This is a genomic window from Escherichia sp. 20412-1 (assembly GCF_003027595.1).
GTDB lineage: Bacteria > Pseudomonadota > Gammaproteobacteria > Enterobacterales > Enterobacteriaceae > Escherichia > Escherichia marmotae.
Window position 1 is genome coordinate 65,184 of the sequence record NZ_PYQM01000017.1, and the last position, 18,830, is coordinate 84,013.

General features: G+C 54.2%; 17 protein-coding genes and 1 pseudogene. 11 read left to right on the top strand and 7 right to left on the bottom strand.

Annotation, left to right across the window (positions count from 1 at the left end; translation table 11 throughout):
- Positions 1-23 precede the first annotated feature (23 nt).
- Positions 24-2,222 carry a Zn(II)/Cd(II)/Pb(II) translocating P-type ATPase ZntA gene (gene zntA, locus C7B16_RS13455; protein ID WP_107179810.1) on the top strand — a complete coding sequence of 733 codons (2,199 nt, stop codon included), beginning with the start codon at positions 24-26 and terminating at the stop codon, positions 2,220-2,222.
- A 32-nt stretch (positions 2,223-2,254) separates the two neighbouring features.
- Here the strand turns inward: zntA and C7B16_RS13460 are convergent.
- Both C7B16_RS13460 and tusA read right to left on the bottom strand, forming a co-directional pair.
- Positions 2,255-2,562 (bottom strand): annotated as a pseudogene (locus C7B16_RS13460) (hypothetical protein).
- A 264-nt stretch (positions 2,563-2,826) separates the two neighbouring features.
- Positions 2,827-3,072, bottom strand: coding sequence for a sulfurtransferase TusA (gene tusA, locus C7B16_RS13465; RefSeq protein WP_000130621.1), 246 nt, complete (start codon positions 3,070-3,072; stop codon positions 2,827-2,829).
- A 221-nt stretch (positions 3,073-3,293) separates the two neighbouring features.
- Here tusA and C7B16_RS13470 point away from each other — a divergent pair, with 221 nt between their 5' ends.
- Both C7B16_RS13470 and dcrB read left to right on the top strand, forming a co-directional pair.
- Positions 3,294-3,959 (top strand): 7-cyano-7-deazaguanine/7-aminomethyl-7-deazaguanine transporter, encoded by a 666-nt coding sequence (locus C7B16_RS13470; protein WP_000991081.1) that lies wholly within the window; start codon positions 3,294-3,296, stop codon positions 3,957-3,959.
- Between the two features lie 72 nt (positions 3,960-4,031).
- Positions 4,032-4,589 (top strand): phage sensitivity protein DcrB, encoded by a 558-nt coding sequence (dcrB, locus tag C7B16_RS13475; RefSeq protein WP_001245289.1) that lies wholly within the window; start codon positions 4,032-4,034, stop codon positions 4,587-4,589.
- Between the two features lie 2 nt (positions 4,590-4,591).
- Here the strand turns inward: dcrB and C7B16_RS13480 are convergent, their stop codons facing one another.
- Positions 4,592-5,842 carry an MFS transporter gene (locus tag C7B16_RS13480; protein ID WP_001517276.1) on the bottom strand — a complete coding sequence of 417 codons (1,251 nt, stop codon included), beginning with the start codon at positions 5,840-5,842 and terminating at the stop codon, positions 4,592-4,594.
- A 98-nt stretch (positions 5,843-5,940) separates the two neighbouring features.
- Here C7B16_RS13480 and C7B16_RS13485 point away from each other — a divergent pair, with 98 nt between their 5' ends.
- The 8 genes from C7B16_RS13485 (at position 5,941) to nikR (ending at position 13,065) form a co-directional block, all read left to right on the top strand.
- On the top strand, positions 5,941-6,990 hold the full coding sequence (locus C7B16_RS13485) for an AI-2E family transporter (RefSeq protein ID WP_010381063.1): 1,050 nt from the start codon (positions 5,941-5,943) through the stop codon (positions 6,988-6,990).
- 54 nt (positions 6,991-7,044) lie between these two features.
- The gene (gene acpT, locus C7B16_RS13490; RefSeq protein WP_000285763.1) at positions 7,045-7,632 is read left to right on the top strand and encodes a 4'-phosphopantetheinyl transferase AcpT; all 588 of its coding nucleotides are present in this window, start codon (positions 7,045-7,047) and stop codon (positions 7,630-7,632) included.
- 110 nt (positions 7,633-7,742) lie between these two features.
- Positions 7,743-9,317, top strand: coding sequence for a nickel ABC transporter substrate-binding protein (gene nikA / locus C7B16_RS13495; RefSeq protein WP_016249312.1), 1,575 nt, complete (start codon positions 7,743-7,745; stop codon positions 9,315-9,317).
- Positions 9,317-10,261 (top strand): nickel ABC transporter permease subunit NikB, encoded by a 945-nt coding sequence (gene nikB / locus C7B16_RS13500; protein WP_000947086.1) that lies wholly within the window; start codon positions 9,317-9,319, stop codon positions 10,259-10,261. The genes nikA and nikB overlap by 1 nt, the downstream gene beginning before the upstream one ends.
- Positions 10,258-11,091, top strand: coding sequence for a nickel ABC transporter permease subunit NikC (gene nikC / locus C7B16_RS13505; protein WP_001008957.1), 834 nt, complete (start codon positions 10,258-10,260; stop codon positions 11,089-11,091). The genes nikB and nikC overlap by 4 nt, the downstream gene beginning before the upstream one ends.
- Positions 11,091-11,855 (top strand): nickel import ATP-binding protein NikD, encoded by a 765-nt coding sequence (gene nikD, locus C7B16_RS13510; protein WP_001136196.1) that lies wholly within the window; start codon positions 11,091-11,093, stop codon positions 11,853-11,855. Before nikC ends, nikD begins: the two co-directional genes overlap by 1 nt.
- Positions 11,852-12,658 carry a nickel import ATP-binding protein NikE gene (gene nikE / locus C7B16_RS13515; protein WP_085449364.1) on the top strand — a complete coding sequence of 269 codons (807 nt, stop codon included), beginning with the start codon at positions 11,852-11,854 and terminating at the stop codon, positions 12,656-12,658. The genes nikD and nikE overlap by 4 nt, the downstream gene beginning before the upstream one ends.
- 5 nt (positions 12,659-12,663) lie before the next feature.
- Entirely contained in the window at positions 12,664-13,065 is a 402-nt protein-coding gene (gene nikR / locus C7B16_RS13520) for a nickel-responsive transcriptional regulator NikR (RefSeq protein ID WP_001190061.1), read from the top strand.
- Positions 13,066-13,233: 168 nt separating this feature from the next.
- Here nikR and C7B16_RS13525 read toward each other — a convergent pair whose 3' ends face one another.
- The 4 genes from C7B16_RS13525 to C7B16_RS25025 all read right to left on the bottom strand — a co-directional run bounded on the left by C7B16_RS13525 (position 13,234) and on the right by C7B16_RS25025 (position 18,333).
- Positions 13,234-14,358 carry an ABC transporter permease gene (locus C7B16_RS13525; protein WP_001314210.1) on the bottom strand — a complete coding sequence of 375 codons (1,125 nt, stop codon included), beginning with the start codon at positions 14,356-14,358 and terminating at the stop codon, positions 13,234-13,236.
- Complete coding sequence (gene rbbA / locus C7B16_RS13530; protein WP_107179811.1) at positions 14,358-17,093, bottom strand: ribosome-associated ATPase/putative transporter RbbA; 2,736 nt, start codon at positions 17,091-17,093, stop codon at positions 14,358-14,360. The genes C7B16_RS13525 and rbbA overlap by 1 nt, the downstream gene beginning before the upstream one ends.
- Positions 17,090-18,157, bottom strand: coding sequence for an HlyD family secretion protein (locus tag C7B16_RS13535; RefSeq protein WP_000361522.1), 1,068 nt, complete (start codon positions 18,155-18,157; stop codon positions 17,090-17,092). The genes rbbA and C7B16_RS13535 overlap by 4 nt, the downstream gene beginning before the upstream one ends.
- Positions 18,158-18,219: 62 nt before the next feature.
- Complete coding sequence (locus C7B16_RS25025; RefSeq protein ID WP_214678606.1) at positions 18,220-18,333, bottom strand: hypothetical protein; 114 nt, start codon at positions 18,331-18,333, stop codon at positions 18,220-18,222.
- Positions 18,334-18,830 lie beyond the last annotated feature (497 nt).

Genomic DNA, 18,830 nt, shown 5'->3' on the forward strand with positions numbered 1-18,830 from the left:
AAAAAACTTAACCGGAGGATGCCATGTCGACTCCTGACAATCACGGCAAAAAAGCCCCTCAATTTGCCGCGTTCAAACCGCTAACCACGGCACAGAACGCCAACGACTGTTGCTGCGACGGTGCATGTTCCAGCACGCCAACACTCTCTGAAAAAGTCTCCGGCACTCGCTATAGCTGGAAAGTCAGCGGCATGGACTGTGCCGCCTGTGCGCGCAAAGTAGAAAATGCCGTGCGCCAGCTTTCTGGCGTGAATCAGGTACAGGTGTTATTCGCTACCGAAAAACTGGTGGTTGATGCCGACAATGACATCCGTGCGCAAGTTGAATCGGCGGTGCAAAAAGCGGGCTATTCCCTGCGCGATGAACAGGCCGCCGAAGAGCCAAAAGAATCACGCCTGAAAGAGAATCTACCGCTGATTACGCTCATTGTGATGATGGCGATCAGTTGGGGACTGGAGCAATTTAATCATCCGTTCGGCCAACTGGCGTTTATCGCCACCACGTTGGTTGGGCTGTACCCGATTGCTCGCCAGGCGTTGCGCTTAATTAAATCCGGCAGCTATTTTGCTATTGAAACGTTAATGAGCGTAGCCGCCATCGGCGCGCTGTTTATTGGCGCAACGGCAGAAGCCGCGATGGTATTGCTGCTGTTTTTGATTGGTGAACGGCTGGAAGGTTGGGCCGCCAGCCGCGCACGTCAGGGCGTCAGCGCATTAATGGCGTTGAAACCAGAAACCGCCACGCGCCTGCGTAACGGCGAACGTGAAGAAGTGGCGATTAACAGCCTGCGCCCTGGCGACGTGATTGAAGTTGCTGCGGGCGGGCGTTTACCTGCCGACGGTAAACTACTCTCACCATTTGCCAGTTTTGATGAAAGCGCCCTTACCGGCGAATCCATCCCTGTGGAACGCACAACAGGCGATAAAGTCCCTGCAGGTGCCACCAGCGTCGACCGACTGGTTACACTGGAAGTGCTATCAGAACCGGGTGCCAGCGCCATTGACCGCATTCTGAAACTGATCGAAGAGGCCGAAGAGCGCCGCGCACCGATTGAGCGATTTATCGACCGTTTCAGCCGTATTTACACGCCTACGATTATGGCCGTCGCCCTGCTGGTGACGCTGGTGCCACCGCTGCTGTTTGCTGCAAGCTGGCAGGAGTGGATTTATAAAGGGCTGACGTTGTTACTGATTGGCTGCCCGTGTGCGTTAGTTATCTCCACGCCTGCGGCGATTACCTCCGGGCTGGCAGCAGCGGCGCATCGTGGGGCGTTAATTAAAGGCGGCGCGGCGCTGGAGCAGTTAGGTCGTGTTACCCAGGTGGCGTTTGATAAAACCGGTACGCTAACCGTCGGTAAACCGCGCGTTACCGCGATGCATCCGGCAACCGGTGTTAGCGAATCTGAACTCCTGGCGCTGGCGGCAGCGGTGGAGCAAGGGGCAACACATCCACTGGCGCAGGCCATAGTTCGTGAAGCGCAAGTTGCCGCACTCAGCATTCCTGGCGCAGAGTCACAGCGAGCTCTGGTCGGCTCTGGCATTGAAGCGCTGGTCAACGGCGATCGGGTGCTGATATGCGCCGCAGGGAAACATCCTGCCGAAGCATTCGCCGGTTTGATTAACGAACTGGAAAGCGCCGGACAAACGGTAGTGCTGGTGGTGCGTAACGATGACGTGCTTGGTGTGATTGCGTTGCAGGATACGCTACGCGCCGACGCCGCAACTGCCATCAGTGAACTAAACGCGCTGGGCGTTAAAGGGGTGATCCTCACCGGCGATAATCCGCGTGCAGCGGCAGCCATTGCCGGTGAACTGGGGCTGGAGTTTAAAGCTGGATTACTGCCGGAAGATAAAGTCAAAGCCGTGACCGAGTTGAATCAACATGCGCCACTGGCGATGGTGGGCGACGGTATTAACGACGCACCAGCTATGAAAGCCGCAGCCATTGGGATTGCAATGGGTAGCGGCACAGACGTGGCGCTGGAAACCGCCGATGCAGCGTTAACGCATAACCATCTGCGTGGTCTGGTGCAGATGATTGAACTGGCACGCGCGACTCACGCCAATATCCGCCAGAACATCACTATTGCGCTAGGGCTGAAAGGGATCTTCCTCGTCACTACACTCTTGGGTATGACCGGCCTGTGGCTTGCGGTGCTGGCAGACACGGGGGCGACGGTGCTGGTAACGGCGAATGCGTTGCGGTTGTTACGCAGGAAGTAAAGGTGTTGCCTGATAGCCTCTGGCTATCAGGCTTAACGCTGGGGCGGGAACGGCGGCATAGTCAGGAAAGCGTAATATAGCGCTAACATCAGAATGACGGAGATAACACTGAATGCAGCAACCAGGCGAGATGCTAATGATGGCCTTTTGAACATCAACCACAGAGCATAAGCAAGCCCGACGCCGTTGAGTAAAGGTAAAAATATCATTAGCCAGAGCCAACCCCATGCAAGTACCCCCAGCCATCCCCCACGACGATAAAAACAGGGAGCTGCCAATTGGGGGCGAATATCGCGAGCAATCCCAGCAATCCCAGACAAACTGGTATTAAATAATCCATTTGTGCATTCCATTACACTTGCTTGCCGGATGCGGCGTAAACGCCTTATCCGGCCTACACAGAGCATCGAACTCGTAGGCATGATAAGACGCGACAGCGTCGCATCAGGCATTGTGCACCATATCGCCAGATGCAGCTTAAACGCTTTATTCGTTATACAAACCGGTTGCAAGCCGCAAAATTGAGCGCGATCGCCCCCCTCGCCCCTCTGGGGTGAGGGTTAAGATGAGAGGAAAAGGCGGCATCGAAGCCAATCTGCCCCCATCAGCCACCTTTGCGAATCAAATAACGATAAGGCAGTCCGTCCGTCTCTTTGGCCACCAGTTCGTGTTCCATAAAGGTACAAAACCCAGGAATATCGCGGGTCGTGGCCGGATCATCGGCAATAATCAGCAACGTTTCGCCAGGCTGCATATTACGCACGGTTTTACGCACCATCATCACAGGTTCCGGGCAGCGCAGGCCTAGTGCGTCAAGTGTGTGGTCAGGGCTGGAAAAGAGATCGGTCATTTTCTTCTCGTCACATAAAAAAACGGCGCTAGTTTACGCCCCGCGAGTCCGTAAGCAAACCAGGTTAACGATTGCGTGAAAATTAACCATTGCATTGTTAACACAAAGCAGTATCATGCGGCGGCTCGAAAAAAGGGTAAGCACGTTATTATCTCACTATAAAATAACGTGCCGTACGTATTGGGTTCCCTCACCCCAATGGTTAATCAAAAAGGTACAATATGAACGCTTTCTCGCAAACTCAACGCTATAAAGCGTTGTTCTGGTTATCGTTATTTCATCTACTGGTGATCACCTCCAGTAACTATCTGGTACAGCTTCCGGTCTCTATTTTCGGTTTTCATACCACCTGGGGCGCGTTTAGCTTTCCGTTTATTTTTCTTGCTACCGACCTGACCGTGCGTATTTTTGGCGCGCCGCTGGCTCGTCGTATCATCTTTGCGGTGATGATCCCCGCGTTGCTGATCTCCTACGTCATCTCGTCGCTGTTTTATATGGGTTCATGGCAGGGATTCGGCGCTCTCGCCCACTTCAACCTGTTTGTCGCCCGTATCGCTACCGCCAGCTTTATGGCCTACGCGCTGGGACAGATCCTCGACGTACACGTCTTTAACCGTCTGCGTCAGAGTCGTCGTTGGTGGCTGGCACCGACGGCTTCCACACTTTTCGGTAACGTCAGCGACACATTGGCCTTCTTCTTTATTGCTTTCTGGCGCAGTCCGGATGCCTTTATGGCCGAACACTGGATGGAAATCGCGCTGGTTGATTACTGTTTCAAAGTGTTAATTAGCATCGTTTTCTTCCTGCCAATGTATGGCGTATTACTCAATATGCTATTGAAAAGACTGGCAGATAAATCCGAAATCAACGCTTTGCAGGCCAGTTAAAGGTTCGTTATCAGACTTGTGATAAGATGGATGAATGAGCCGTTATGGCCGTTTATCAAAAGGAAGATGTCAATGCGCAATCTGGTTAAATATGTCGGAATTGGCCTGCTGGTTATGGGGCTTGCGGCCTGTGATGATAAAGACACTAACGCTACAGCGGAAAGCACAGTCGCGGAAAGTAACGCTACCGCGAATACTGTCAACCTGCTTGATGGCAAGTTAAGCTTCTCGCTGCCAGCAGATATGACCGACCAGAGCGGTAAGCTGGGAACACAGGCCAATAACATGCACGTCTGGTCCGACGCCACTGGGCAGAAAGCAGTGATTATTATTATGGGCGATGATCCGAAAGAAGACCTGGCTGTGCTGGCGAAGCGTCTGGAAGATCAGCAACGTAGCCGCGATCCACAACTGCAAGTGGTGACTAACAAAGCCATTGAGCTGAAAGGTCACAAAATGCAGCAGTTAGACAGCATCATCTCCGCTAAAGGCCAGACGGCGTACTCTTCCGTCATTCTGGGTAACGTGGGAAATCAAATGCTGACGATGCAAATCACGCTGCCTGCTGACGATCAGCAAAAAGCGCAGACCACCGCAGAAAACATCATTAATACACTGGTGATTCAGTAATTTTAAGATGATGAAACGGCCTCCGGTACTTGCTCCGGAGGCCGTTTTTTTAATCGCCACGTCAGCAATAACGCGATTGCTACCAATCCCGCCGCCGCCAGATAAATCACTGGCACACCTGCCCAACTCATCACCAGCCCAGCCAGCGGCCCGGTCACGCCCAGCGATAAATCCATAAACACAGTATAGGTTGCCAGCGCCGCCCCCTGATTCTGCTGAGGCACCGCTTTTACCGCCACCACGCCCAACGCCGGGAACACCAGCGAAAAGCCCGCCCCCGCCAGTAGGACGCCGATTTTCGCCATCCACGGCATGGTCGCCACGCCAACCAATAGCAGGCCGATAATCTCAACGCTAAAGCAGATCATCGCCACGTTTAAGCCGCCAATACGATTAATACCGTTAGGGAATAACAGCCGCGTACCGACAAATGCACAGCTAAACAGCGTCAGCGCGAAAGCTGCGCCGTCCCAACCTTTAGCGTCATAAAACAGTGTGATAAAAGTGGCGATGACACCAAATCCGGCGGAAGCTAACGCCAGTGCCATGCCGTATAGCCAGACGCGCCCAAGCACCGCGCGAAACGGCAGCGGCTTGCCTTTGTTGGCTTTCACTGAAGGACGCGGGATCGCCAACAGAATTGCCACCAGTGCCACGCCCATAATGATTAACGCCAGCGCCTGCAAACCGCCCCAGTGATAAAACAGCACGCCCAACGGCGCGCCCATAGCCATCGCCCCGTAAGTGACAATGCCGTTCCAGGAAATGACTCGCCCGATATGCAGCGAACCAACCACGCCAACGCCCCACAGTGTCGAGCCGGTTCCGGCAAAACTTTGTCCAATGCCGAGAATTACACGCCCCAGACACAGTAATAACAGGCTGATGACGGGCAGACTGGCGGTTAATCCTGCCGTCAGATACCCCAGACCACTCAAAAAGCAGCCGCACAGACCAAAGATGACTATCTTTTTTGGCCCCAGCAAATCGGCGTAACGGCCGGCATGAGGACGACTCAGCAAGGTGGCGAAATATTGCAGGCTGATAACCAGCCCCGCCCAGAAGGCGCTAAAACCCATCACATCATGGACATAGCCCGGTAATACAGCGAGCGGCAACCCGATGGTAAGGTAGCTGGCGAAGTTAAACATGACAATGGAGACAATGCGCAAATTCAGGCGCAATCCGTTAAATGCCGGTTCGGCAACGGGTTCGGGCATGAGGATCACCACGTTTTTACAACAGTGTTTCATTTTTACCACGTGCTGACGTGGAAATCAGCAGTAAGAATCAGAATATTGCTGGCGTGACTCCCGCTACACTTAATACAAAAAGTCACAAGGAAGCCCCAATGGAAACCCCTCAACCCGATAAAACGGGTATGCACATCCTGCTGAAGCTGGCCTCACTGGTGGTGATCCTCGCGGGTATTCACGCAGCAGCAGATATCATAGTGCAACTGTTGCTGGCGCTGTTTTTCGCCATTGTCCTCAACCCGCTGGTCACCTGGTTTATTCGTCGCGGAGTCCAGCGTCCCGTTGCCATTACGATTGTGGTGGTAGTAATGCTGATCGCACTTACCGCGCTGGTCGGCGTGCTGGCGGCATCGTTTAACGAATTTATCTCCATGTTGCCGAAATTTAACAAGGAACTGACGCGTAAACTCTTTAAATTACAAGAAATGTTGCCATTTCTTAATCTGCATATGTCGCCGGAACGGATGCTTCAGCGGATGGACTCAGAAAAACTCGTAACGTTCACCACTGCGCTAATGACCGGACTTTCCGGGGCAATGGCGAGCGTGCTTTTGCTGGTGATGACCGTGGTTTTCATGCTGTTTGAAGTGCGCCACGTGCCTTACAAAATGCGCTTTGCGCTGAATAACCCACAGATTCACATCGCGGGATTACACCGCGCACTTAAAGGCGTTTCGCATTATCTGGCCTTGAAGACGCTGTTAAGTTTATGGACGGGCGTGATCGTCTGGTTAGGGCTGGCGCTGCTGGACGTACAGTTTGCACTGATGTGGGCAGTTCTGGCGTTTTTGCTCAACTACGTGCCCAATATCGGCGCGGTGATCTCCGCCGTGCCGCCGATGATTCAAGTGCTGCTGTTTAATGGCGTTTACGAATGCATCCTGGTCGGCGCACTGTTTTTAATCGTCCATATGATCATCGGCAATATTTTAGAACCACGGATGATGGGCCATCGCCTTGGAATGTCCACCATGGTGGTGTTTCTTTCATTGTTAGTCTGGGGATGGCTGCTCGGCCCGATTGGCATGCTACTTTCAGTACCACTAACCAGCGTGTGTAAAATCTGGATGGAAACCACGGAAGGCGGCAGCAAACTGGCGATTTTACTGGGACCAGGCAGACCGAAAAGTCGGTTACCGGGATGAGGCGACAAGTGATACGATACGCACTTTCCATCATAATTAAACGTTGGCCCTGATATGTATCGGATAGTTCTGGGGAAAGTTTCGACCTTAAGCGCAGCTCCACTGCCACCGGCTTTGCGCGATCAAGCACCGCAAGGCCCACGGCGAGAACGCTGGCTGGCGGGGCGTGCATTGCTTTCGCACACGCTTTCTCCACTACCGGACATCATCTACGGTGAACAAGGGAAACCCGCCTTCCCCCCGGAAACGCCGCTCTGGTTCAACTTAAGTCATAGCGGTGACGATATCGCCCTGCTGTTGAGCGATGAAGGTGAAGTCGGCTGTGATATCGAAGTGATTCGCCCGCGCGCCAACTGGCGTTGGCTGGCGAACGCGGTGTTCAGCCTCGGAGAACATGCCGAAATGGACGCTGTGCATCCTGACCAACAACTGGAAGTGTTCTGGCGTATCTGGACACGCAAAGAAGCCATCGTTAAACAGCGTGGCGGCAGCGCCTGGCAAATCGTCAGCGTAGACAGCACCTACCAGTCATCGCTGTCAGTCAGCCATTGCCAGCTCGACAATTTAAGCCTGGCAATCTGCACCCCTACTCCCTTTACGCTCACCGCCGACAGTGTGCAATGGATCGATTCACTTAACTGATCCGCCCGTCCGACTGCCTATCTCTTGATCCAGAACAGGTTATCAGTATGACGAATACTTAAAATCGTCATACTTATTTCCGCCATCTATTTTAATCCATTGGGGTTACCATGTTCTCCACACTCCGCCGCACTCTGTTTGCGCTGCTGGCTTGTGCGTCTTTTATCGTCCATGCCGCCGCGCCAGATGAAATCACCACCGCCTGGCCGGTGAACGTCGGGCCACTAAACCCGCACCTTTACACGCCTAATCAGATGTTCGCCCAGAGCATGGTTTATGAACCATTGGTGAAATATCAGGCAGACGGTTCGGTGACCCCGTGGCTGGCAAAAAGCTGGACCCATTCGGAAGATGGCAAAACCTGGACCTTCACCCTGCGTGATGACGTGAAATTCTCTAATGGTGAACCGTTCGATGCAGAGGCCGCAGCAGAAAACTTCCGCGCAGTGCTCGATAACCGTCAACGTCACGCCTGGCTGGAGCTGGCAAATCAGATTGTTGGTGTCAAAGCACTCAGCAAAACCGAGCTACAAATCACCCTAAAAAGCGCCTACTATCCTTTCCTGCAAGAACTGGCTCTGCCGCGCCCTTTCCGCTTTATCGCTCCGTCACAATTTAAAAACCACGAAACCATGAACGGGATTAAAGCCCCGATTGGCACCGGGCCGTGGGTTTTGCAGGAATCGAAACTGAATCAATACGATGTCTTCGTCCGTAACGAAAACTACTGGGGTGAAAAACCGGCAATTAAAAAGATCACCTTCAACGTGATCCCCGACCCGACTACTCGCGCGGTAGCTTTCGAAACCGGTGATATCGACCTGCTGTACGGTAATGAAGGGCTGCTGCCACTCGATACCTTCGCCCGCTTTAGCCAGAACCCGGCTTACCACACTCAACTGTCACAACCGATCGAAACTGTGATGCTGGCGCTTAATACCGCCAAAGCCCCTACCAACGAGCTGGCAGTGCGGGAAGCGCTCAATTACGCCGTAAACAAAAAATCGCTGATTGATAACGCATTGTATGGCACCCAGCAGGTTGCCGACACTCTGTTTGCCCCTTCTGTGCCTTACGCTAATCTCGGCCTGAAGCCGCGCCAGTACGATCCACAGAAAGCGAAAGATTTGCTGGAAAAAGCAGGCTGGACGCTGCCTGCGGGCAAAGATATCCGCGAGAAAAACGGTCAGCCGCTGCGCATTGAACTGTCGTTCATCGGCACCGATGCGTTAAGCAAATCAATGGCAGAAATCATTCAGGCCGATATGCACCAGATTGGCGCTGATGTCACATTAATTGGAGAAGAAGAGAGCAGTATCTACGCCCGCCAGCGTGACGGTCGATTTGGCATGATTTTCCACCGCACCTGGGGCGCGCCATACGATCCACACGCTTTCCTGAGTTCGATGCGCGTACCGTCGCACGCTGACTTCCAGGCACAGCAAGGATTAGCTGACAAGCCGCTGATTGATAAAGAGATTGGCGAAGTGCTGGCGACCCATGACGAAACACAACGTCAGGCACTATATCGCGACATTCTGACCCGTCTGCACGACGAGGCGGTTTATCTGCCAATCAGCTATATCTCGATGATGGTGGTGGCAAAACCGGAACTGGGCAACATCCCCTACGCGCCGATTGCCACTGAAATTCCGTTCGAACAGATTAAACCGGTGAAACCTTAATGTTGCGTTATGTATTGCGCCGCTTTCTGCTGCTGATCCCGATGGTGCTTGCCGCCTCGGTGATCATTTTTCTGATGCTACGCCTCGGCACTGGCGATCCAGCGCTCGATTATTTGCGTCTGTCCAACCTGCCGCCGACGCCGGAAATGCTGGCTTCTACCCGCACAATGCTCGGTCTGGATCAGCCGCTGTACGTGCAATACGGCACCTGGCTGTGGAAGGCGCTACATCTTGATTTTGGTGTCTCATTCGCCAGCCAACGCCCGGTGCTGGACGATATGCTGAATTTCCTGCCCGCCACGCTGGAACTGGCAGGCGCGGCGCTGGTGTTAATTCTGCTCACTTCCGTGCCGCTCGGTATCTGGGCGGCGCGCCATCGCGATCGCCTGCCCGATTTCGCCGTGCGTTTTATCGCGTTTCTCGGCGTGTCGATGCCTAACTTCTGGCTGGCATTTTTGCTGGTGATGGGGTTTTCGGTGTATCTGCAATGGCTGCCCGCGATGGGCTACGGCGGCTGGCAGCACCTCATTTTACCTGCGGTATCCATCGCCTTTATGTCGCTGGCGATAAACGCACGTCTGCTGCGCGCCAGTATGCTGGACGTCGCCGGTCAGCGTCACGTGACCTGGGCGCGGCTACGCGGTCTGAACGACAAACAGACCGAACGCCGTCACATCCTGCGCAATGCCTCGCTGCCGATGATCACCGCCGTGGGGATGCACATTGGCGAACTGATCGGCGGGACAATGATTATCGAAAATATCTTTGCCTGGCCGGGCGTCGGCCGTTACGCCGTGTCGGCAATTTTTAACCGTGACTATCCGGTCATTCAGTGTTTTACGCTGATGATGGTGGTGGTTTTTGTGGTCTGTAATTTGATTGTTGATTTGATCAATGCTGCGCTGGACCCGCGTATTCGTCGTCATGAAGGAGCGCACGCGTGAACTTTTTCCTCTCTTCCCGCTGGTCGGTACGTCTGGCGCTGATCATTATCGCCCTGCTGGCGCTGATTGCGCTCACCAGCCAGTGGTGGCTACCGTATGATCCACAGGCGATTGATCTGCCTTCTCGCCTGCTTTCGCCAGATGCGCAGCACTGGTTGGGCACTGATCATTTAGGCCGCGATATTTTCTCGCGGCTGATGGCGGCGACTCGCGTGTCGCTCGGCTCAGTAATGGCCTGCCTGCTGCTGGTACTGACGTTAGGGTTGATTATTGGCGGTAGTGCCGGGCTGATTGGCGGGCGCGTCGATCAGGCCACCATGCGCGTTGCGGATATGTTTATGACCTTCCCAACCTCGATTCTGTCGTTCTTTATGGTCGGCGTACTCGGCACCGGGCTAACCAACGTGATTATCGCCATCGCCCTGTCGCACTGGGCGTGGTATGCACGTATGGTGCGCAGCCTGGTGATTTCACTGCGCCAACGCGAGTTTGTGCTGGCGTCACGGCTTTCTGGCGCGGGCCATGTGCGGGTGTTTGTCGACCATCTGGCAGGCGCGGTGATCCCTTCGCTGCTGGTACTGGCAACGCTGGATATCGGCCATATGATGCTGCACGTGGCGGGAATGTCCTTCCTCGGCCTCGGCGTGACCGCGCCGACCGCCGAATGGGGCGTGATGATTAACGACGCGCGCCAGTATATCTGGACTCAGCCGCTGCAAATGTTCTGGCCGGGGCTGGCGCTGTTTATCAGCGTGATGGCCTTTAACCTGGTGGGTGACGCACTGCGCGATCATCTGGATCCTCATCTGGTGACGGAGCACGCACACTAATGCCGCAACAGATTGAACTGCGCGATATCGCGCTACAGGCCGCAAAGCCGCTGGTGCACGGTGTATCGTTAACCCTGCAACGCGGGCGCGTGCTGGCGTTAGTTGGCGGTAGCGGCAGCGGGAAATCATTAACCTGCGCCGCGACGCTGGGCATTCTACCCGCAGGCGTTCGCCAGACGGCTGGGGAAATTTTAGCCGATGGCAAACCGGTTTCTCCCTGCGCCCTGCGCGGTGTCAAAATTGCTACCATCATGCAAAACCCACGCAGCGCCTTTAATCCGCTGCACACCATGCACACCCACGCGCGGGAAACCTGCCAGGCGTTAGGGAAACCCGCCGATGACGCCACGCTTATCGCAGCCATAGAAGCGGTGGGGCTGGAAAACGCTGCGCGCGTGCTGAAACTGTACCCGTTCGAGATGAGCGGCGGCATGTTGCAGCGCATGATGATTGCGATGGCAGTGCTGTGTGAATCACCGTTTATCATCGCTGATGAACCGACTACCGACCTTGATGTGGTGGCGCAGGCGCGCATCCTTGATCTGCTGGAAAGCATTATGCAAAAGCAGGCTCCGGGAATGTTGCTGGTCACTCATGATATGGGCGTAGTGGCGCGTCTGGCGGACGATGTAGCAGTGATGTCACACGGTAAGATTGTCGAACAGGGCGATGTCGAAACGCTGTTTAACGCGCCGCAACATCCGGTGACGCGCAGCCTGGTTTCCGCTCATCTCGCGCTTTACGGTATGGAGCTGGCATCATGACTTTACTTAACGTTTCCGGCCTTTCACATCACTATGCGCACGGTGGATTTAGCGGTAAGCACCAGCATCAGGCGGTACTGAATAACGTTTCGCTGACCCTGAAAAGCGGTGAAACCGTCGCTCTGCTGGGGCGCAGCGGCTGCGGGAAAAGCACTCTCGCGCGGCTGCTGGTGGGTTTAGAGTCGCCGTCGCAGGGCACGATTAGCTGGCGCGGTGAACCGCTGGCGAAGCTCAATCGCGCCCAGCGTAAAGCGTTCCGCCGTGATATTCAGATGGTGTTTCAGGACTCCATCAGCGCCGTTAACCCACGCAAAACCGTGCGCGAGATCCTGCGTGAGCCGATGCGTCACCTGTTATCGCTGAAAAAATCGGAGCAACTGGCGCGCGCCAGCGAAATGCTGAATGCGGTAGATCTCGACGACAGCATGCTCGACAAGCGCCCACCGCAGCTAAGCGGCGGTCAACTCCAGCGCGTCTGCCTGGCGCGCGCGCTGGCAGTCGAACCGAAATTGCTGATTCTGGATGAAGCCGTTTCTAACCTTGACCTGGTACTGCAGGCGGGAGTGATTCGCCTGCTGAAAAAGCTGCAACAGCAGTTTGGCACCGCCTGCCTGTTCATCACCCACGACTTACGCCTGGTAGAACGTTTTTGCCAGCGGGTAATGGTGATGGACAACGGGCAAATCGTCGAAACCCAGGTGGTGGGAGAGAAATTAACCTTTTCCTCTGACGCCGGACGTGTGCTACAAAACGCGGTATTACCCGCATTCCCCGTGCGCCGTCGCGCCACAGAAAAGGTTTAACGCAAATGCAACGAGTCACCATCACGCTTGATGACGATTTACTGGAGACGCTGGACAGCCTGAGCCAGCGTCGCGGCTATAACAACCGTTCCGAAGCTATCCGCGATATTCTGCGTAGCGCTCTGGCACAGGAGGCTACCCAGCAGCACGGCACACAAGGTTTCGCGGTGCTCTCCTATGTGTATGAACACGAAAAACGCGACTTAGCCAGCCGTATTGTCTCCACGCAGCATCACCACCACGACCTTTCGGTCGCCACGCTGCATGTGCACATTAATCACGACGACTGCCTGGAAATCGCCGTGCTGAAAGGTGACATGGGCGATATACAGCATTTTGCCGATGATGTTATCGCCCAGCGCGGCGTGCGGCACGGGCATTTGCAGTGCTTGCCGAAGGAAGATTGATTTATTTCTGAAACGAGGAGAGAAAAGATATTAACTGAACTTAATTTATAAAATTAAGTTCAGTTGCATAGATAGATCCTGTAAAGGCAGATGTTCTGCGTAATGAACGCAGCTAAAATTTATGACTTCGCTTTATGACATCACAATATGAAGCCAGGTTTCCCTTCCTTACGCCATTGTCCCAATCGTCTTCCTGAATCGCAGTAGCGCGATGGTGAAAAACGCGCCGCCAATTGCCATCAGCGTCAGGAACTGCGGCCAGACGATTTCGAATCCGGCACCACGGTAGAGAATGGCTTGCGCGAGGCTAACAAAGTGTGTCGTCGGCATGGTCAGCATAATATCCTGCACCATCTGCGGCATACTTTCGCGCGGGGTAGAGCCACCGGAAAGCATTTGTAACGGTAGCAACACCAGAATCACCAGCAGCCCAAGCTGTGGCATCGAACGTGCTATCGTCCCCATAAAAATGCCGATTGACGTGGTGGCAAACAAACTGAGCGCTACACCCAGCATAAACAGCGGGATCGAGCCTTCAATCGGTACGCCCAGCACACCTTTCACCATCAGCACCAGCGATAATCCCGACACCACCAACACCACCAGCCCCATCGACCAGACCTTCGCCATCATGATCTCAAACGGCGTTATCGGCATCACCAACAAGTGTTCCACCGTGCCGTGTTCACGCTCACGGATCAGTGCCGATCCGGTGAGCACAATCGCCAGCATGGTAATGTTGTTGATGATCGCCATCACCCCGCCAAACCACGCGGGGTCGAGGTTCGGGTTAAAGCGCATGCGGGTTTCCAGCGATACCAACGGTTCGCTGTTATCACGGTAGCGCGCGACAAAGCTATTCACTTCACCGTTGATAATATTCTGGATATAACCGTTGCCAGTGAATGCCTGGCTCATGCGCGTGGCATCGACGTTCACCTGAATATCTGGCTGGCGTCCGGCGAGGACATCACGCTGAAAATTTGGCGGAATATTTATCGCGAAGGTATAGCGTCCGGCGTCCAGTCCGGCATCCATCTCATCGGCGGTGATCATCTCCGGTGGCAAAAACCACGGGCGATAGAAGCTGTTAACGATCCGGTTCGACAATTGCGATTGATCCATATCGGCAATAGCGATCGGCGCGAGGTTCAACGATCCTGGCGTAACGGTTGCCGACGAGTACACCGACACCGTAAACGAGAAGACAATCAGCGTCAGCATCGCTTTATCACCGAGCAGACTGCGCAACTCTTTGATACCCAGATTAAAAATATTGCGTAAATGGCGCATCATCCCTCCTGTTTTTTCAGTAGCAGGATGCTTAAGCCCATCACCAGCGGTATGGCTATCAGCAACGGGATGAAAAGTTGCCACAAATCAGTCAGATCCAGCGCCTTCGAGAATGTCCCACGGGCGATAGTCAGAAAATGGCTGGTCGGATAAACCTCGCCAATCCAACGTCCCGGCCCTTCCAGTGAAGCTACCGGATCGATCATCCCGGAAAACTGCGTCGCCGGAATCAACGTGATTATGGCAGTACCGAAAATGGCGGCTATCTGGCTTTTCATAAAGGTGGAGATCAGCAGCCCCATTCCGGTGGCAATGATGATATACAGCAGTGCCGCCAGGGTGAGCGTCAGGAAACTGCCTTTATGCGGCACGCCAAACACAAACACCGACAGGCCGCAGAGCAGGAAAAAGTTCAGCATTCCCAGCGCGATGTACGGTAGCTGTTTACCGAGCAAAAATTCGCTGCGGGTAGTAGGCGTAACGTAGAGATTGATAATCGACCCCAACTCTTTTTCCCGTACCACGCTAAGGGCGCTTAGCATTGAGGGAATCATCATCAACAGAAGCGGGATCACCGCCGGAACAATCGCTGGCAGACTTTTTACGTCCGGGTTATAGCGATAGCGCGTCTCAATGTTCATCAGACCGCTTTGACTGGCTGGTGTCGATTGTTGGCTTGCCTCGTTCTGTAGCCAGTTCTGATGCATCGCCTGCACGTAACCTTTTACCGTTTCAGCGCGGCTGGGCATCGCGCCGTCGATCCAGACGCCGATTTCCACCGGCGTACCGCGTGCGATATCGCGGCCAAAATTGGGTGGGATCTCAATCGCTACCGTCACATCTCCTGCACGCATCCGGCGCTCAAGCTCATCGTAACTGGTGAGCGGCGGCTGTTCGATAAAGTAACGGGAACCGGAGAGATTGAGTGTCCACGCCTGGCTGCTGACAGTCTGGTCGCGGTCAAGCACCGCAAAGCGCAGGTTTTCCACATCCATACTGATGCCGTAACCCATTATCAGCATCAGGATCACCGTCCCCATCAGCGCCAGCGTTGAACGTACCGGATCGCGTCGCAGTTCCAGTGCTTCGCGGCGGCTGTAGCTAAACAGACGACGCAGGCTAAATCCCTGACGCGGCGCGTGAGTGGTGTCATGTCCCACAGGCGGTGCTTCAACTTCGTTGCTCTGCCCTGCCGCTTCCTGCAAATAGGCGATAAATGCCTCTTCCAGGCTGGCAGCCCTGCGTTTCTCAACCAGCTCCTGCGGCGTGCCGCTGGCGAGTACTTTTCCGGCGTGCATCAGCGAGATGCGGTCACAGCGTTCCGCTTCGTTCATAAAGTGGGTGGAGATGAAAATGGTCACTTTGTCCTGGCGCGAGAGATCCACCATCAACTGCCAGAACATATCCCTCGCCACTGGATCGACGCCAGAAGTCGGCTCATCGAGGATTAACATCTCCGGGCGATGAATCACCGCCACAGCCAGCGAAAGTCGCTGACGAATACCGAGCGGCAGGGATTCCGGCAGTGCATCTTCAACATCGTTGAGCTTAAAACGCTCGCTCATCTCAGCAACTCGCGCAGGAATGTCCGCTTCCGGAATGTGAAACAAGCGGGCATGTAACTCAAGGTTTTGCCGCACGGTGAGTTCGTTATAAAGCGAAAACGCCTGCGACATATAACCCACCCGCCGGCGGGTATCGATATCTTTTGGCTCGACTGGTTGCCCAAACAACCACGCTTCACCTTCGCTGGCAGGCAGCAGCCCGGTGAGCATTTTCATGGTGGTGGATTTACCGCAGCCGTTCGAACCGAGAAACCCAAAAATCTCCCCGCGTGGAATGCGAAAATTAACGTGATCAACAGCGACAAAGGAACCAAAACGCATGGTCAGATCGCGCGCTTCGATGGCAATCTCTGCGTTTTCAGGTTGATACGGTGGGATGACTACCACCTGATGCGCCTGGCGTTGCGCTTGCGGCAACAGATTTATAAATGCTTCTTCCAGCGTGGCGCTTTGCGTTTGCTGCCGCAGCTCTTCGGCACTTCCGGTTGCCAGCACTTCTCCGGCATTCATCGCTACCAGCCAGTCGAAGCGTTCGGCCTCTTCCATATAGGCGGTGGCAACCAGCACGCTCATATTACTCTGCCGCTGGCGGATGCTGTCGATCAGATCCCAGAACTGGGCGCGGGAGAGCGGGTCAACCCCCGTCGTAGGCTCATCAAGAATCAACAATTCCGGATCGTGGATTAACGCACAACACAACCCAAGTTTTTGCTTCATGCCGCCGGAGAGTTTACCCGCCGGACGATCGCGAAAAGGTGCTAACCCGGTACTGGTCAGTAGTTCATTAATTCGCACTTCCCGCTCCGCTTTGTCGTGACCGAACAAGCGGGCGAAAAAATCGACGTTTTCATACACCGACAAGGTGTGGTAGAGGTTTTTGCCCAGTCCTTGTGGCATCCAGGCGATGCGCGGGCAGACGTCGCGGCGATGCTTCGGGTCGCGCATATCGCCGCCCAATACCATCACGCTGCCCTGCTCAATGACGCGGGCACCAGAAATCAACGACAACAAACTCGACTTCCCGACACCGTCAGGGCCAATCAGCCCGACCATACAGCGGGCCGGAATATCGAGAGTGATATTGTTCAGCGCAACGGTTTTTCCATAATGCTGGCTCACGCCCGCCAGTTGCGCGACAGGCGGGACGGGAACCAGTTCCAGATGCGTCATTGCGGCAACCTCACCGCCAGGTCTTCAGGCCACGGAAGTTCTTCATTCACCCGCACCCACGCCACGCCCGGCAAGCCAGTTTTGACATATTCCAGATGCTGCTGGAGTAATTCCGGTGGGATACGCGCTTTGACGCGGAACATCAGTTTCAGCCGTTCATCGCTGGTTTCGACGGTTTTTGGCGTGAACTGGGCAACGCTGGCGACAAAGCTGATGGTCGCCGGAATACGCAGATCTGGCGCGGCATCAAGGATCAGACGCGCTTCCCCGCCCAGTTTCAGCGTGCCAGCCTGTTCGGTTGGCAGGAAGAAGGTCATATAGACATCGCTCAGGTCGACCATATTCAGCACCCGACCGCCTGCCGCCAACACTTCACCAGGCTCAGCAACCCGATACTGCACACGTCCGTCGCGCGGGGCTTTCAGTTCACTATCGTCGATATCTGCCGCGATACGCCGTTCAGTGGCTTGTGCGGCTTCGACACGCGTTTGCGCCTGAATGATATTGGTGCGTGCCGCTTCTATAGCGGCTTTAGAGGCAGAAACCTGGGCTTTTGCCGATTCCAGCGCAGCACGGGCGCTTTCGGCAGCGGCGCGGTCATCATCCAGTTGTTGCGCAGAAATAGCCCCACTATGGGCGAGCGAGCGGGAACGGGTATGACGTTTGGCAACGGAGTCCAGTTCAGCCTGGCGTTGATTGACCAGCGACTGCGCGGCGCGAGTTTCACTTTGCCTCTGCTCCAGCAAGGCCCGGGCGGCAGCAACGGCGCTTTGTGCTTCTTTGATTTGTGCGATGGCTTCCAGCCGCTGCTCCTGCAACACGCGGGTATCCATTTTCGCCAGCACTTCACCTTCGCGGACAAACTGGCCTTCTTTCACCAGAATAGTGTCGATACGCCCGGCGATTTTGCTGGCGATATCCACTTCCGTCGCTTCAATGCGCCCATTACTGACGGCAAAACCTTCCGGCACACCTGTCGGGCGCAACAACCACCATGCCACGACGGTAGCAACCGCCAGAACCCCGACAACCCACCACGCCAGATGGCGTTTACTCTTATCCATAATCGATCCGCCATAATCCCTGTAAGCAAACGAAACGTGTTACAACTGCCACTGAACGACGTTCAGCGGATTCTTCCATCCGGGATAAGAAGGAAACGGCATATGCGGCCAGGGCGCTGCAAGATGAGCACCAACGGGGAAGGCTTAGTGAAAACGGGTAGTAATGTTGTCATCATCAGCATTCCTGGCCGTAAATGAAACACGCATACTCATAATTGAAATCAATTAAATACTAACAGTTATATTCATGTTGTCTATTTGATTACTATCAGCTTGTGATACACCACGATGTTCTACATTTCGATTACGTTCTTAACCAAAAATCCTTTTTACAGGTTCTCAGGTTGTGCGACATAAATTTTCACAACAGGAAATAATGTAACTATCACACAGAGTTATTATCCCTTTGAGTACGAATATTTCCCGAATGTGAATACGTTTTTTACGAAAAGGTGATGAATGAGAAAAGACTGCACCTTACGCAACGATGAAAATAAGAAAAATATATTAATTCAGAATTCATCGTAGGATAAATATTTAATTACCAGTGGATTTGCCCCTATATTTCCAGACATCTGTTATCACTTAACCCATTACAGGCCCGCTGCCGCAGATATTCCCGTGGCGAGCGATAACCCAACGCACTATGCGGATGCCATTCGTTATAATGCTC